Source organism: Actinacidiphila alni, assembly GCF_900112845.1.
GTDB lineage: Bacteria > Actinomycetota > Actinomycetes > Streptomycetales > Streptomycetaceae > Actinacidiphila > Actinacidiphila alni.
The window spans coordinates 243,922-256,781 of record NZ_FONG01000002.1 but is presented as its reverse complement, the minus strand read 5'-3'; the positions used below and the strand labels follow the sequence as shown (position 1 = coordinate 256,781).

Genomic DNA, 12,860 nt, shown 5'->3' with positions numbered 1-12,860 from the left:
TGTGCGACTACTTCCGCAGCTCGATGACGGTCTTGCCGATGCGGATCGGCGCACCCAGCGGGACAGGGGTCGGCGTGGTCAGCCGGTTCCGGTCCAGATAGGTGCCGTTCGTGGATCCGAGGTCCTCGACGATCCACTGGCCGTCGCGGTCCGGGTAGATCCTGGCATGCCGACTGGACGCATAGTCGTCGTCGAGCACAATCGTCGAATCATGGGCCCGGCCGAGGGTGATCGTCTGGCCCTGGAGTGCGACCGTGGTCCCCGCGAGCGAGCCCTCGGCGACCACCAGTTTGGTGGGGGCGCCGCGGCGCTGGCGGTTGTTCTGCGGCTGCTGCCGCCGGTCCTGCGCGGCCGCGACGGCGGCCTGCTGCTGGCGCTGCTGCGGCGGCCGGGGCTGGCCGTCACCGCGCCGCCCGGCGCGCTGCGTCACCCGGGTACCGAACAGGTCGCTGCGGATGACCTGCACCGCGACGATCACGAACAGCCACAGCACGGCGAGGAAACCCAACCGCATGACCGTCAGGGTCAGCTCTGACATTGCCCCCGCTTCACCCTTCGGCTTGCCTGTACACGATGGTGGTGCTCCCCACGACAATGCGGGAGCCGTCGCGGAGCGTAGCGCGGGTGGTGTGCTGTCCGTCCACCACAATGCCGTTTGTCGACCCGAGGTCCTGCACCACCGACGGTGTTCCGACCCGGATCTCGCAGTGCTTGCGGGAGACGCCGGGGTCGTCGACCCGCACGTCGGCCTCGGTGGAACGGCCGAGAACGAGCGTGGAGCGGGAGATCTGGTGGCGGTTGCCGTTGATCTCGATCCAGCGGCGGGTGGCCGCGCCGGGGCCGCCCGCGGGCGCCCCGGTGCCGGGCAGCCGTGTGACGGGTGCCACACCGCCGCCGTGCCGGCCGCCGGCGCCGGGCGGCGGGGCCGCGGGCATCGGCGGCGGACCCGAGGGCCGCTGCGGGCCGCCGGGCTGGGCGTAGGTGGGGCGCTGCTGGTAGTCGCCGCGCGGCGGGGCCGGGGCCTGCGCCTGGTACGACGGGGGCGGCGCGGCGGCCTGCGGGTGCTGGGGCTGCGGCTGGTGCTGGGACTCGCTGGAGGCCAGGGTGCGGCTGCGCACCCGGTACAGGCCGGTGTCCAGGTCGTCGGCCCGCTCCAGGTGCACCTTGATGGTGCCCATGAAGGTGTACCGCTGCTGCTTGGCGTAGTCGCGGACCATCCCGGCCAGTTCGTCGCCGAGCTGCACCGCGTACGGGCTGAGCCGCTCGTAGTCGCCGGAGCTGAGTTCGACGATGAAGTCGTTGGGGACGACGGTGCGGTCACGGTTCCAGATCGTCGCGTTGTTGTCGCACTCGCGCTGGAGGGCGCCGGCGATCTCGACGGGCTGCACCTCGCTCTTGAACACCTTGGCGAAGGTGCCGTTCACCAGGCCCTCCAGGCGCTGCTCAAAGCGCTTCAGTACTCCCACGGGGCACCTCCCTCCTCGCGACCTTCCGGCCCAACGATTTCCGATACTGCTTACTGATCGTATCCACGCGTGGGAAAAACCAGTGGTTCCCCGAATCCCCTGGGCAGGGCAGTGTCAACCCTCACACCGCCCGTGTGCCGCACCCGTTCCCTTCCCCACTGGGATGGTAGATGCGCCATCTGTCCATGGTGCCCGGTTCGCCGCGTCCCCTTCCCTCCAGTTCCCTCCGGTTCCCTCCAGTGTCCCGCACCGGAACGCACCTGCCCCCGCGTGGCCCTCGGCACTCCTGGCCGCCCGCCAAACGCGTGTGATCGCACCCCGGACGCCGTGCTAATCTTCTGCATGTCGGGAGGCACTCCCACACCAAACGGACCAAGCGGTCCACCGGATGTGTGAGAATCGAACGGCAGCACCCATGCGCGGGTGGCGGAATAGGCAGACGCGCTGGATTCAGGTTCCAGTGCCCGAAAGGGCGTGGGGGTTCAACTCCCCCCTCGCGCACCAGGCAGTACCGACCGGACCTCCGGACGTGACGTAAGTCGCGTACGGGGGTCCGTTTCGTTGTGCGTGCGGGTGGATGACCGCGGCCGGTCGGTGCCGGAGCGGGCACCGACCGGCCGGGGGGGCGGGGCGACCGCCGTCATACGTGCCAGTCGCGTGCCTGCTCGCGCGCGATGTGCGCCGCCCACAGGCCGAACAGCGCGGATATGGCGAGGACGACGGCCGTGGCCGACGCCATCAGGCCCATGGGGATGTACGTGGTGCTTCCCGGCATGGCGATCGGCCGGGCGAGCCACGAGGTGATGACGGCGCCCAGCAGTCCCGCGACGGCCAGCGGTGCGCTGATCGCCCAGGCGGCGCTGCTGCGGAAGACCCGGTAGCCCCCAGTCAGCACGGTCAGCGGGGCCAGCGCCCTGCCGTGCCGCAGGAATTCGGCCATGCCGCTCAGGCCGACGGCCAGCACCAGGAAGCCGACACCGGCGACGCCGCACAGCCGCACCCACCGGCCCTGGTCCCGGTCGGGCGCGGCATTGCTCAGCCACTCCTCGCCGGGGAAACGCACCTGGGCACCGCGCGGGAGGACCCGGTACGACAGCTCCTTGAGCGCCGGCACCGGGGGGCCGCCGCCGGCGACGTCCAGGATCGCCAGGGTGCTCGACCCGTCGTCGAGTGCCGACCTCCGCGCGATGTCGGTCCGGTCGGTGCGCAGGACTTCCAGGAAGGTGCCACCGGCCGCGTTCCAGCGGATCAGCTCCTGGAGGCGGTGATCGGTGATGCGGTCGACGCGCGCGCCGGTGCGCGGGCACGGGAGGGCGAGGCTCCGCAAGGCGGGACAGTCCCCTCGCACGACCATGGGGTTCCGGGTCGGATCTTCGGGCCCGGTCAGCACGACGGGTGCGCTTCCCGCGGGCAGGCGCCGCAGATAGCTGTCCATGGCGCCCGCGGTGACCGGTCCCTTGGGCCCGATCTCGGCGATGTTCGTCGCGGCGCTGCCGAGGGCCTTTTCGAGCTGGGAGTTGTACGCGCCGAACAGCCCCTGCCAGGCGACGGCCTGCCCGAACACGATGAGCGCGACGATGACGCCCGCGACCAGGCGGGTCGTCGCCGCGGGGTAGTGGCTGAGCCGGCGGCCCGCGACCAGGGCGCCGGCCCATCCGCGCTCCCGCCCTTTCCGCTCCAGCAGCCGCCCCAGTTCCGCGACGACCGCGGCGACGGCCGCCGGTGTGGTGAGGACGACGGCCGCGAGCCCGGTCCAGACGGTCCATACGTGGTACGTCGTGTTCGCGCCGGCGAGTTCCGGCCCGCGCGCCGCGACCAGGATCGCCACCGGGCACAGCAGCGCGATCCTGCGCTGCCAGTGCGCGCGGCCCGTCCTGTGGGGCCTGTTCGCCTGCATGCGGCCCGGTATCTGATCCACGAGGACGACCGAGCCGAGGGCGAGGAGAAGTGCGGCCAGCGGGGCGAGAAGGGCGACGAGACCGTGCCGGCGCAGGTCCGCGGACGCGACCGTGTAATCGACGTACGGGATCCGCACGTCGAGGAGCATGGACGAGGCGATCAGCGGGACCGAGGCGAGGGCGCCGAGGAGTGCCGGCCGGGCCGTCTCGCCGAGGGCGAGCAGCGCGCGGTCGCGCCGTCTGCCGCCCAGGGCGTCGAGCAGTCCGCCTCGGCGCTCACGGTTCTCGGTACCGGCACGGACGGCGACGAAGAGCAGGACGAGGCTCGGGATGATCAGCAGGCCGCTGATGAGGGCCTGGAACATCCACTCCGGCTTGTCGTCGGTGCGTGCCGATCCGGGCTCCAGGCCGTCCGAGGGCTGTCCCGCCGTGGGGCCGAACCCGATGACCGGCTCGATCGGGCGTTCGGCCTTCATCGGCGTCGCCGGGCGGACATAGGCCAGCCACTCACCCGGGTCCTCCAGGCCGTCGTCGCCGATGACGCCGGCGAGCTTTCCGTAGCGGGTGGCGATGCCCTCGTGGGCGCCGGCTTTCAGCAGTCCCGGGGAGAGCACGGCCTCGCCCGGGCCCGGCCAGTGGTCGACTCCGGGCGGAAGCGGGGCGTTCGCCGTCGCGGGAGAGATGTCGACGACGCTGAAGCGGCGCTGCCCCTTGAGCGCGTCGGAGCCGACGAGCCACAGGGTGGAGTGCTTGGCGGCGGTCTCCTGCGTCTGCCGGACCGGGGTCCTGGCCTCGCGCCGCGACTCCTTGCCGGTGTAGGCGGCGTGGACGAAGGCGAGCGCGCCGAGGCAGACCGCCAGGACAAGGGTCGCTACGGCCAGGGCCGCGAACCGGGTGCGCGCCGCTTCGGCCCGCCGCCCCGCTTCATGGCCCGTGTGCAGCAGGTGGTGCGCGAGACCTCTGGGCGCCGTCGTCCTCATGCCACCGTCTCCCGGTCGCCGGCCGGTACCAGGGCGCGGGACTCGACCCGGAGGATCCGGTCCGCCCGTGCGGCGATCCGGCTGTCGTGCGTGACGAGCAGCAGACCGCACTTGTTGCGCCGGGGCAGGGAGAAGAGCAGCTCCGCGGTGCGTTCGGCGGTGTCGGGGTCGAGGGCGCCGGTGGGCTCGTCGGCCAGGAGGAGCGCGGGGGAGTTGATGAGCGCCCGGGCGACGGCGGTGCGCTGGTGCTCACCGCCGGAAAGTTCCTGGGTGGTGGCGGCCTTCGGTACGCCCAGTTCGTCGAGGAGCCCTTGCGCCCGCTGGAAGCTGTCCCGTCGGTCGGAACGGGAGAGAAGTGCGGCCAGTGCCACATTGTCGCCTGCGCACGGCCGGACGCCGCCGGGTGCCGTCACGGCCCCGGCGACCGTACGGGACCCGAACCGGAAGAGGAGCCTGTGATTCGCCCGTCAGGTGCCGGGCGCCGCGATGCGAAGGCGGGCGTCCGTCGGGGAGTTGGCACCCTGGGTACGGTCAGTGATCACATCGGCGGCGGACCGGACGCGTTCGTGGCGCAGATCACAATCGCGTCAGGGGGCGCGGCGGGACTCGCGCCGTCAGGCGGTGGGCGTGCACTGGAGGCCGGTGACGGCGGCGGGTGCGGCCGGGGGTTCCGCGGGGGCGGCGGGTGCGGGGGGCTGGGGGAGGCCGCGGGCGGCGTGGATACGGAGCAGGCCGTCGATGCCGCGCAGCAGGGTCTCGCCGGCCAGAACGGGGTCGCCGAGGTAGCCGGCGCTCATCGCGCCGTCGCGGAGCATCACGAAGTGCCGGCCGGCGTGTTCGGACTCGGCGACGGTGATCTCGGCGAACAGCCCGGTGATCGTCTGCAGGAACCATTCGCGGTGCTGCACGACCGCCCGGTGGACGGGGTGGGCGGGGTCGGGGAATTCGGCCGCCGCGTTGAGGAAGGCGCAGCCCCGGTAGCCGGGCGAACGGATCTGGGCGACCAGGGAATCGCGGATGCCGCGCAGGATGCCGTCGGCCGTTTCGTGCGCGGCCGTCAACGAGCCGATCTGGGTGCGGATCGCCTGGTCGACGCTGTCGATATAGGCGACGGCCAGCTCCTCCTTGCCGCGGAAGTGGCGGTAGAAAGTGGCGTTGGTGACCTTGGACTCGGCGACCAGGCGGTCGACGCCCACCGTGTGGATGCCCTCCGCGTAGAAGAGCCGGGCGGCGGTGCCCAGCAGCCGCTCCCGGGCCGCGGAGACCTTCTTGCCCGTGGCCCTGTCGGTACCGGTGTCCGTCTTTGTCATATTCTCCAGCATAACGGGTAGAACGCTCTTTCTTGTGTGTCGTGCAGCTACCCGGGCGCCGGGCCGGTCGCACTCCGGCCTCGCGTCCGCCTCACGCCGGGTCGGGCAGCCAATTGCCGTGGAAGCCGAACGGGACCCTGCGGGGGAGGTGGACCGTGGCTATCGGCGGTGCGGCGAGCCGGTCCGCGTCCAGGACGACGAGGTCGCTGGTGTCGGTGGCCGCGTCATGGACGAAGGTGAGCAGCCAGCCGGGCCCGCCGGGGCGGTCGTCGGCCGGGGCGAAGGCGGCCTCGCCCGGAGTGCGGCCCGCGGCGAAGGTGTGGCTGTCGGCCGTACCGCCGCGCAGGTCGTAACGGGTCACGGCGCCGGGCCGCGGACTGCCGGGGGAGCCCGCCGTGGTGACATGGCCGTACCGCGCGTCCAGGCCGGCCAACCGGTCGTCGGCGCGGGGGAATTCGCACGGCCGGTCGTCCACCTGCTCCTCGGTGACCGTGCCCGCGGCCAGGTCGAGCGTCCACCGCCACAGCGTCGCCGGGACGGCGGGCAGTGCGGGGCTCGCGTGGTGCGGATAGCGGGCCACGTACAGCACGATCCGGTCCGGCCCCGCGTCGTACGCGTTGAGCGCGTGGAACACGTAGCAGGGGTCGATGTCCAGCCACCGCACGTCCCCGTACGGGTCGTCCCGCCGCAGCACGCCCAGCCGCGCGCCGTAACCGGGGTCCCACGCGTAGGGCAGTCCGGCGCCCGGGCGCATGGCCGTCGCGAGGTCGAAGACGACCGGCAGGTCCATGAAGACGACATGACCTGCCGTCAGATGGAAGTCGTGCGTCATCGTGTGCGCCGGGACGTCGACGGGCCTGCTGACCGTCAACTCCCCCGCCGCGTCCGCCCGGTGATACGTCAGATAGGGCGGCCGGAGCCCGCCGTAGCCGAAGAAGTGCAGCTCCCCGGTGGTGGGGCAGGTCTTCGGGTGCGCGGTCATCGGGGTGGTCAGCCGCCCGCCGAAGTCGTACGGCCCGACCGTCTCCCACTCGTGGCCCGGGCGGTGGTCCAGCTCGTACGGGTAGGAGGACTCGACCAGCGCCAGGGTGCGGCCCGCGTGCCGGACCACATGGGTGTTGGCGACCGAGGCGGTGAAATCCGCCTCCCCCCGCTCGTCGTATATCCGCGCGCCGTCGGTGAACGTCGATGTCCTGACCCACCGGTTCCGGTACGACGTGGCCCTTCCGTTCTCCAGCCGCACACCGTGGACCATGCCGTCGCCGAAGAACCAGTGCGGCGAGGCGGCGTCCCGCGGATTGGGGCCGTTGCGCAGATACCAGCCCGTCAGCTCGGGCGGGATCGCCCCGGTGACCGGGAGATCGTACGCGGTCAGTTCGTCGGTGACCGGGGCGTAGTTCCCGGCCAGGTGCGGCGGGGTGTGCTGTGCGGTGGCCATGGCGGTCAGATCTCCTCGACGTCGGCAGTGGTGTCGCTCGTGGTCGTGGTCGTGGCGGCGGTCGTGGCTGCGGCGGTCGCGCGGGCCCGGACGCGGGCGGGGTAGCGGGCGGTGAAGACCGCCGGGACGGCGAAGCCGGCGATCTGCACCGGGATCGACACCGCGTGGCCCAGCCCGGCGGCCGAGACGGCGGCGAGGACGCCGGAGGTGACGGTGAAGGCGAGCGCCCACGCGGTGGTGATCACCACGTTGACCCGGAGGAAGACCGGGTTGTGCCACATCTCGGCCGGCACCTGGCGGCGGGCTATGCCGAGCGTGAAGGGCCGCTTCACCGCGAGGGTCGCCCAGGCCGTCACCGCGAGCCAGCCGGTGGACAGCGTGCCCGTGTAGTCCTGGAGCCCGCTGTTGGTGCGGGCGAAGGCGACGGCGGTCAGGACGACGAAGAACAGGACCGTGCTGCGCTCCAGGATCAGCGAGTCGGCGGCGGCGCCCGACTTCCTGGCCAGGACGATCAGCCGCAGCCCCAGGACCAGGCCCGCGAGCGCTCCCCACTGCCAGCCGAACGACGACACGACCGCGAAGGCGATCCAGGGAACGAAGCCGCGCAGGTAGTTCATGGGAATCCTCCGGGTCCGCGACCGGGCGCTCCACCCGGCCGTTCATTCATCATCCACTCTCGACATGTCAAAAGTAGAAGGTCGCCGATTGACCTGTCAAGAGTGGAAGGTAGAATCACCCTCATGAGTCTTCGCCACGCGGTCCTGGGCCTGCTCGCCGAACGTCCGGCCAGCGGCTACGACCTGATGAAGAGGTTCGAGTCGTCCCTCAGCAACGTCTGGCCCGCGACGCAGAGCCAGGTCTACGGGGAGCTGGGCAAGCTCGCCACGGCCGGCCTGCTGACCGTGGCGGCGGAAGGCCCGCGCGGGCGCAAGGAGTACGCGATCACCGAGGAGGGCCGGGCCGAGCTGCACCACTGGCTCATCGAGACCGAGCCCGAGCGCTTCCGCCGCAGCGAGGTGCTGCTGCGGGTGTTCTTCCTCGGCTCGGTCAGCCGGTTCGAGGCGCACACCTATCTCGAACTGGAGGCGGCACGCTCCGACCGCTTCCACGAAGCGCTCAAGGACCTGGAGGGATCGGTGGAGTGGGGGGACGACCAGATGTCGGTCTACGGGCGGCTGGCGCTGGAGTACGGCCTGCGGCAGACGGCGATGCAGGCGGAATGGGCCCGATGGGCGGCACGGCAGATTTAAATGCGCTCAACGGTGGCAGCGCCCCGGGAACCGGGGCAGGGTGGTGTGCGTTGGAGTCATTGGGCAAAGGAATCGTCAAGTGGCGCGGCCCGCGCCGGATTGAGCAGGGAGATCCACCATGGGTGTCAGCCTCTCCAAGGGCGGCAATGTCTCACTGACCAAGGAGGCCCCCGGACTCACGGCGGTCACTGTCGGCCTGGGCTGGGACGTGCGCACGACCACCGGCACGGACTTCGACCTGGACGCGAGCGCGCTGCTGCTCGACGCCACGGGCAAGGTCCTGTCCGACAAGCACTTCATCTTCTTCAACAACCTCAAGAGCCCCGACGGCTCCGTCGAGCACACCGGCGACAACCTCACCGGTGAGGGCGAGGGCGACGACGAGGCGATCAAGGTCAGTCTGGCCACCGTGCCCGCCGAGGTCGACAAGATCGTCTTCCCGGTCTCGATCTACGAGGGCGAGAGCCGCCAGCAGAGCTTCGGCCAGGTGCGCAACGCGTTCATCCGCGTCGTCAACCAGGCCGGCGGCACCGAGATCGCCCGCTACGACCTCACCGAGGACGCATCCACCGAGACCGCCATGGTCTTCGGCGAGCTGTACCGCAACGGCGCCGAGTGGAAGTTCCGGGCCGTCGGCCAGGGCTACGCCTCCGGCCTGCGCGGCATCGCACAGGACTTCGGCGTCAACCTCTGACGTACGCGTACTGCCCGCGGGCCGCACGCCTGACGCGCGCCCGTAGCCGCACCCGTAGTCGTAACGGCTACGGGTGCGCTGCCGCGTCCGTGTTGTAGCGGACCAGGTAGGCGGCGAAGCGGGACAGGTCCGCCGGGTCCCAGTCGGTCAGCCGCTGCTCGAAGGTCTCCAGGCGGCTGACCCGGGCCGCCGCCAGGATCTCGACGCCGTGCGGTGCCAGATGCAGCACCTGGACGCGGTGGTCGGTGGCGTCCACCCGCCGCTCCAGATAGCCGAGTCTCTCCAGCGCGGCGACCTGGCGGCTGACCGTGGACTTGTCCAGCAGATAGTGCGCCGCGAGGTCGGTGGCGCGGCAGCCCTGCTGTTCCTCCAGGTGGGCGAGGATCGTGAAGGACACCAGGGAGAGTTCGGGGTGCATCCGCGCGGCCGCCGCCCGCGCCCGCCGGGCGAAGGCGGTCAGCTCGCGCTGAATCGTCTCGACGGACGTCTCCCGCGCGGGTGCCGCGGGCGTCGTCGCCGGCGTCGTCGGGACGGCCGAATCCTGCGCGGGCGTCTGGGTCACCTGTGTCATCCGTGCGCTCCACCTGCGAAGTTGCGGAACGCAACAATATCAAGCGGGCAGCGGAAGTTCGAACCAGACGACCTTTCCGACCGCCTTTCTGCTGGTCCCCCAGCGCCGCGACAGATGCGAGACCAGCGCGAGCCCGCGCCCCTGCTCGTCGTCGGCGTCCGCGCGCTGCAACTGCGGCAGATTGTGGTTGTCGTCGCTGACCTCGACCAGCAGCTTGCCGACCCGCATCAGCCGCAGCTCGACCTCGTACGACGCGGCCCTGATCGCGTTCGTCACCAACTCGCTGACCAGCAACTCCGTGGTGTCGCTGAGCCGTTCGAGACCCCAGGCGGCGAGCTGGCGCCGGGTCAGGTCCCGGGCCCTGGCCACCTCCGACTGGTCGAGCCGCAGCGTCCACTTGACCACGTCCTCCGGCACGATGCCCTCGAACCTGGCGACCAGCAGCGCCACGTCGTCCCTGCGGTCCTCCGAATGCAGCCGGCCCAGGATCTGCCCGCAGACGTCCTCGGGCGTCTGCTCCGGCTCGATCACCGTGGCGCACAGCGCGGCGAGCCCGGCGTCTATGCCCTCCCCGCGCACCTCCACCAGACCGTCGGTGCACAGCACCAGCCAACTGCCGTCCGGCACCGGGATCTCCACCGTCTCGAACGGCACCCCGCCGACGCCGATCGGCGCGCCGCCCGGGATCTCCAGCAGCTCGCTGCGCCCGTCGTAGCCGGCCAGCACCGGCGGGATGTGTCCGGCGTTGGCGAGCGTGAGCGACCGGTGGATCGGGTCGTAGACGGCGTAGACGCAGGTGGCGAGGTGTTCGGTGCCGAGCCGGTGGGCGAGGTTGTCCAGGTGCCGCAGCACCTGCGCGGGCGGCAGGTCGAGGGCGGCCATCGTGATGACCGCGGTACGGAACTGGCCCATGACGGCCGCCGCCTGGAGCCCGTGGCCCATCACATCGCCGACGATCAGCGCGACGCGCCCGCCGGGCAGCTGGATGGCGTCGAACCAGTCGCCGCCGACCTGGGCCTGTCGGTCCCCCGGCATATAGTGATGCGCGATGCGCACCCCGGGGATCCTGGGCGGCCGGGCGGGCATCATCGAGCGCTGCAAGGTGGCGGCGGCGCGCGATTCCAGGCGGTGCAGGCGGGCGTTGTCGATGTGCACGGCGCCGCGCGCGACGATCTCGGTGGCGGTGGCGGCGTCCCGCGCGTCGAAGGGGCGGCGGCCCGGGCCGCGCAGGAAGCAGACCCGGCCCAGGACGGTGCCGCGCGCGGTCAGCGGCGCCACGATCATGGAGTGCCCCGGCAGCAGCGGGCCGAGCGCGGGCACCCCGAGGTCCAGCGCTATGTCGGGCGCGACCGCCGGGTCCACGACGGGGACGAGGACATGGTCGCCGAGCCGTGGCACGATCCCGTCGACGGCGAGCGAGAGCAGCTCGCCCTCCGGCAGCGCCGTCTCCCACGGTCCCGGCGCGCCCTCGTGGGCGATGGCGACGCGCCTGACCAGTACGGTCGCGGCCGGTGCGTCGTCCTTGGGCGGCTCGGAGTCGGAGAAGAGCTGATCCACGATCAGGACGGCCGCGAAGTCCGCGAAGCGCGGCACGGTCACCGCGCACAGCTCGCGGGCGGTGGTCTGCAGATCGAGCGTGGAGCCGACGACGGAGCCCGTCTCGCGCAGCAGCGCCAACTGCTCGTCCAGCGCGTTGCCCGGCAGATGGGGCGCGTACGGGCGGCCGAGCGGGTACGTGCCGTTGCCGGTCGGCGCATTCGGCGAGCCCGGTGCGCCCGGCGCATGCGGCGTGCCGGACGGGGCGAGGTGCGGGTGGCCGCCGAGCACCGGGGCGAGGCCGGGCAGCGGCGGCTGGCCGACCAGCGGTTCCTGCGGGTCGAGCGTGCCCGGGTCCGCGGACAGCGAGGTGAGGGAGGGGAAGGGCACGGCGGTCAGCGCGGAGGCGCTGGAACGGTCATCGGCGGTGCCGGTGCCGGTGCCGGGGCTGTTGTCAGCGGCCTCGGCCGGTACGGGACCGGCACCGTTGGGTACGGACGCGCCGCCCGGCGCGGAAGGCTTCGGTGCGGCGCCGGGCCGCGGTCCCGGCAGGAGTTCCCTGCGCAGGGAGCGGTCCGTACGGTCGGCGCGGGCCGCGGCGGCCAGGAGCGCGTAGTCGTGCGGGGTGACCGGGAGCCGGGTGCCGCCGTCGACTTCGAGGGCCGGGGGACCGAGCGGCGCGATCTGCCGCAGCAGCCGGTCGAGCCGTCCGGCGCTGACGCCCGGCAGGACACTGCTCAGCCGGGCCGCAAGCGACAGTGCCTGGGCCTGGTCGACCGTGGGACCGAGGACGGCGGCCACCGAGATGTCCTGGCGCTGCGGGCCCTCGGCCGTGTACGGGAGTAAGCGTCCGCCGAGCGCGATCCGCAGGCTCCCGGTCCGCAGCGGCTTGGCGTGCGCCGCGATGGCCAGCAGGCTGTGGCCGCCGGGCTCCGCGATCCGGTAGGTCCACCACAGGACGTCCTTCAGCGTGCCGTCCCGGTCGGTGGCGGCGAGCGCACCCGCCCACGCGGGGTGCGTGAGGTCGTCCAGCAGGTCGAGGGTGTCCTGATGCGGCGCGGCGGACGTACGGACCGCGCCCGCGGCGGCCCTCGCGGGCGTCAGCAGCCCGGAGGCACGATGGCCGAAAACATGCTCCCAGCGGTGCCCGAACAGCTCCTCCGCGCCCCGGTTCCAGTACGAGATCCGGCCGTCCGGATCGACGCAGAGGACTGCGAGGCGCAGCAGCGCGGACACACCGGCGTCGCCCGCGGGCGCCGGCCTCGGCACTGCGGGCGCGGCCGCCGTATCGGTGTCGCGCCCGGCCTCGGTCCTGACCTCGGCCCCGACGTCGGCTTCGGCTTCGTTCACGGACTCGTCCTTGGCGTCCTCGGCCGACGGCGCACCCGCCCCGTCCGCGGTGCCGCCCTGCGGGTGGCCGGCGGCATGGCTGCGCCGCCGCGGGTGCCGTTCGGTGTCCCGGCGCGTCCGGTCGGCCGGTGGCGCGGCCTGATCGGCCGGGCCGTGGTCGAGGTGCTCCGGATGTTCCGGGTGATCGTGGAGGTCCTGCTGTTCGCGCTGTTCGTAGCGGGCGGATCGGTCCGCCGGATGGTCTGCGTCGCTGGTAGCGGGCTGCCGGGTGATCTCGTCCAACGTCGTGCACCTGCGGTTCGGCGCTGAGTAGGGTCCTGGCATCAAGGCAAGCACGAAACCCTGGGCGGGGTCGACCTATTGGCCG

The 12,860-nt window shown here is 72.3% G+C and carries 11 protein-coding genes and 1 tRNA gene; 3 read left to right on the top strand and 9 right to left on the bottom strand.

All coding sequences use genetic code 11. The annotated features are described in order from the left end of the window. Nucleotides 1-7: 7 nt before the first annotated feature. Together BM076_RS04010 and BM076_RS04005 are read right to left on the bottom strand one after the other, a co-directional pair. On the bottom strand, nt 8-538 hold the full coding sequence (locus BM076_RS04010) for an FHA domain-containing protein FhaB/FipA (RefSeq protein WP_093711936.1): 531 nt from the start codon (nt 536-538) through the stop codon (nt 8-10). Between the two features lie 10 nt (nt 539-548). Then, entirely contained in the window at nt 549-1,466 is a 918-nt protein-coding gene (locus BM076_RS04005; protein WP_093711935.1) for an FhaA domain-containing protein, read from the bottom strand. Nucleotides 1,467-1,883: 417 nt separating this feature from the next. Here BM076_RS04005 and BM076_RS04000 point away from each other — a divergent pair. Continuing rightward, a tRNA-Leu gene (locus tag BM076_RS04000) sits at nt 1,884-1,970 on the top strand. Between the two features lie 136 nt (nt 1,971-2,106). Here the strand turns inward: BM076_RS04000 and BM076_RS03995 are convergent. The 5 genes from BM076_RS03995 to BM076_RS03975 all read right to left on the bottom strand — a co-directional run bounded on the left by BM076_RS03995 (nt 2,107) and on the right by BM076_RS03975 (nt 7,709). Then, on the bottom strand, nt 2,107-4,344 hold the full coding sequence (locus BM076_RS03995; RefSeq protein WP_093711934.1) for an FtsX-like permease family protein: 2,238 nt from the start codon (nt 4,342-4,344) through the stop codon (nt 2,107-2,109). After that, nucleotides 4,341-4,757 (bottom strand): ATP-binding cassette domain-containing protein, encoded by a 417-nt coding sequence (locus BM076_RS03990; RefSeq protein ID WP_093711933.1) that lies wholly within the window; start codon nt 4,755-4,757, stop codon nt 4,341-4,343. Before BM076_RS03990 ends, BM076_RS03995 begins: the two co-directional genes overlap by 4 nt. A 201-nt stretch (nt 4,758-4,958) precedes the next feature. Next, complete coding sequence (locus BM076_RS03985) at nt 4,959-5,654, bottom strand: TetR/AcrR family transcriptional regulator (RefSeq protein ID WP_093712223.1); 696 nt, start codon at nt 5,652-5,654, stop codon at nt 4,959-4,961. A gap of 91 nt (nt 5,655-5,745) precedes the next feature. Then, entirely contained in the window at nt 5,746-7,092 is a 1,347-nt protein-coding gene (locus tag BM076_RS03980; protein ID WP_093711932.1) for a carotenoid oxygenase family protein, read from the bottom strand. A 5-nt stretch (nt 7,093-7,097) separates the two neighbouring features. After that, nucleotides 7,098-7,709, bottom strand: coding sequence for a hypothetical protein (locus tag BM076_RS03975; RefSeq protein WP_093711931.1), 612 nt, complete (start codon nt 7,707-7,709; stop codon nt 7,098-7,100). A 123-nt stretch (nt 7,710-7,832) separates the two neighbouring features. Between BM076_RS03975 and BM076_RS03970 the strand changes: the two genes are divergently transcribed. Together BM076_RS03970 and BM076_RS03965 are read left to right on the top strand one after the other, a co-directional pair. Further along, complete coding sequence (locus tag BM076_RS03970; protein ID WP_093711930.1) at nt 7,833-8,342, top strand: PadR family transcriptional regulator; 510 nt, start codon at nt 7,833-7,835, stop codon at nt 8,340-8,342. Between the two features lie 118 nt (nt 8,343-8,460). Then, complete coding sequence (locus BM076_RS03965; RefSeq protein WP_093711929.1) at nt 8,461-9,036, top strand: TerD family protein; 576 nt, start codon at nt 8,461-8,463, stop codon at nt 9,034-9,036. 67 nt (nt 9,037-9,103) lie between these two features. Here the strand turns inward: BM076_RS03965 and BM076_RS03960 are convergent, their stop codons facing one another. Together BM076_RS03960 and BM076_RS03955 are read right to left on the bottom strand one after the other, a co-directional pair. Further along, nucleotides 9,104-9,607 (bottom strand): MarR family winged helix-turn-helix transcriptional regulator, encoded by a 504-nt coding sequence (locus tag BM076_RS03960; protein WP_093711928.1) that lies wholly within the window; start codon nt 9,605-9,607, stop codon nt 9,104-9,106. Between the two features lie 39 nt (nt 9,608-9,646). Next, nucleotides 9,647-12,775, bottom strand: a complete 3,129-nt coding sequence (locus BM076_RS03955) for a SpoIIE family protein phosphatase (protein WP_245795705.1) — start codon at nt 12,773-12,775, stop codon at nt 9,647-9,649. Between the last annotated feature and the right edge of the window lie 85 nt (nt 12,776-12,860).

Bases quoted from the DNA above. Each gene is read 5' to 3' on its own strand.
- BM076_RS03985 (WP_093712223.1), bottom strand. From the start codon at position 5,654: ATGACAAAGACGGACACCGGTACCGACAGGGCCACGGGCAAGAAGGTC.
- BM076_RS03970 (WP_093711930.1), top strand. From the start codon at position 7,833: ATGAGTCTTCGCCACGCGGTCCTGGGCCTGCTCGCCGAACGTCCGGCC.
- BM076_RS03965 (WP_093711929.1), top strand. From the start codon at position 8,461: ATGGGTGTCAGCCTCTCCAAGGGCGGCAATGTCTCACTGACCAAGGAG.
- BM076_RS03995 (WP_093711934.1), bottom strand. From the start codon at position 4,344: ATGAGGACGACGGCGCCCAGAGGTCTCGCGCACCACCTGCTGCACACG.
- BM076_RS03960 (WP_093711928.1), bottom strand. From the start codon at position 9,607: ATGACACAGGTGACCCAGACGCCCGCGCAGGATTCGGCCGTCCCGACG.
- BM076_RS04010 (WP_093711936.1), bottom strand. From the start codon at position 538: ATGTCAGAGCTGACCCTGACGGTCATGCGGTTGGGTTTCCTCGCCGTG.
- BM076_RS03980 (WP_093711932.1), bottom strand. From the start codon at position 7,092: ATGGCCACCGCACAGCACACCCCGCCGCACCTGGCCGGGAACTACGCC.
- BM076_RS03975 (WP_093711931.1), bottom strand. From the start codon at position 7,709: ATGAACTACCTGCGCGGCTTCGTTCCCTGGATCGCCTTCGCGGTCGTG.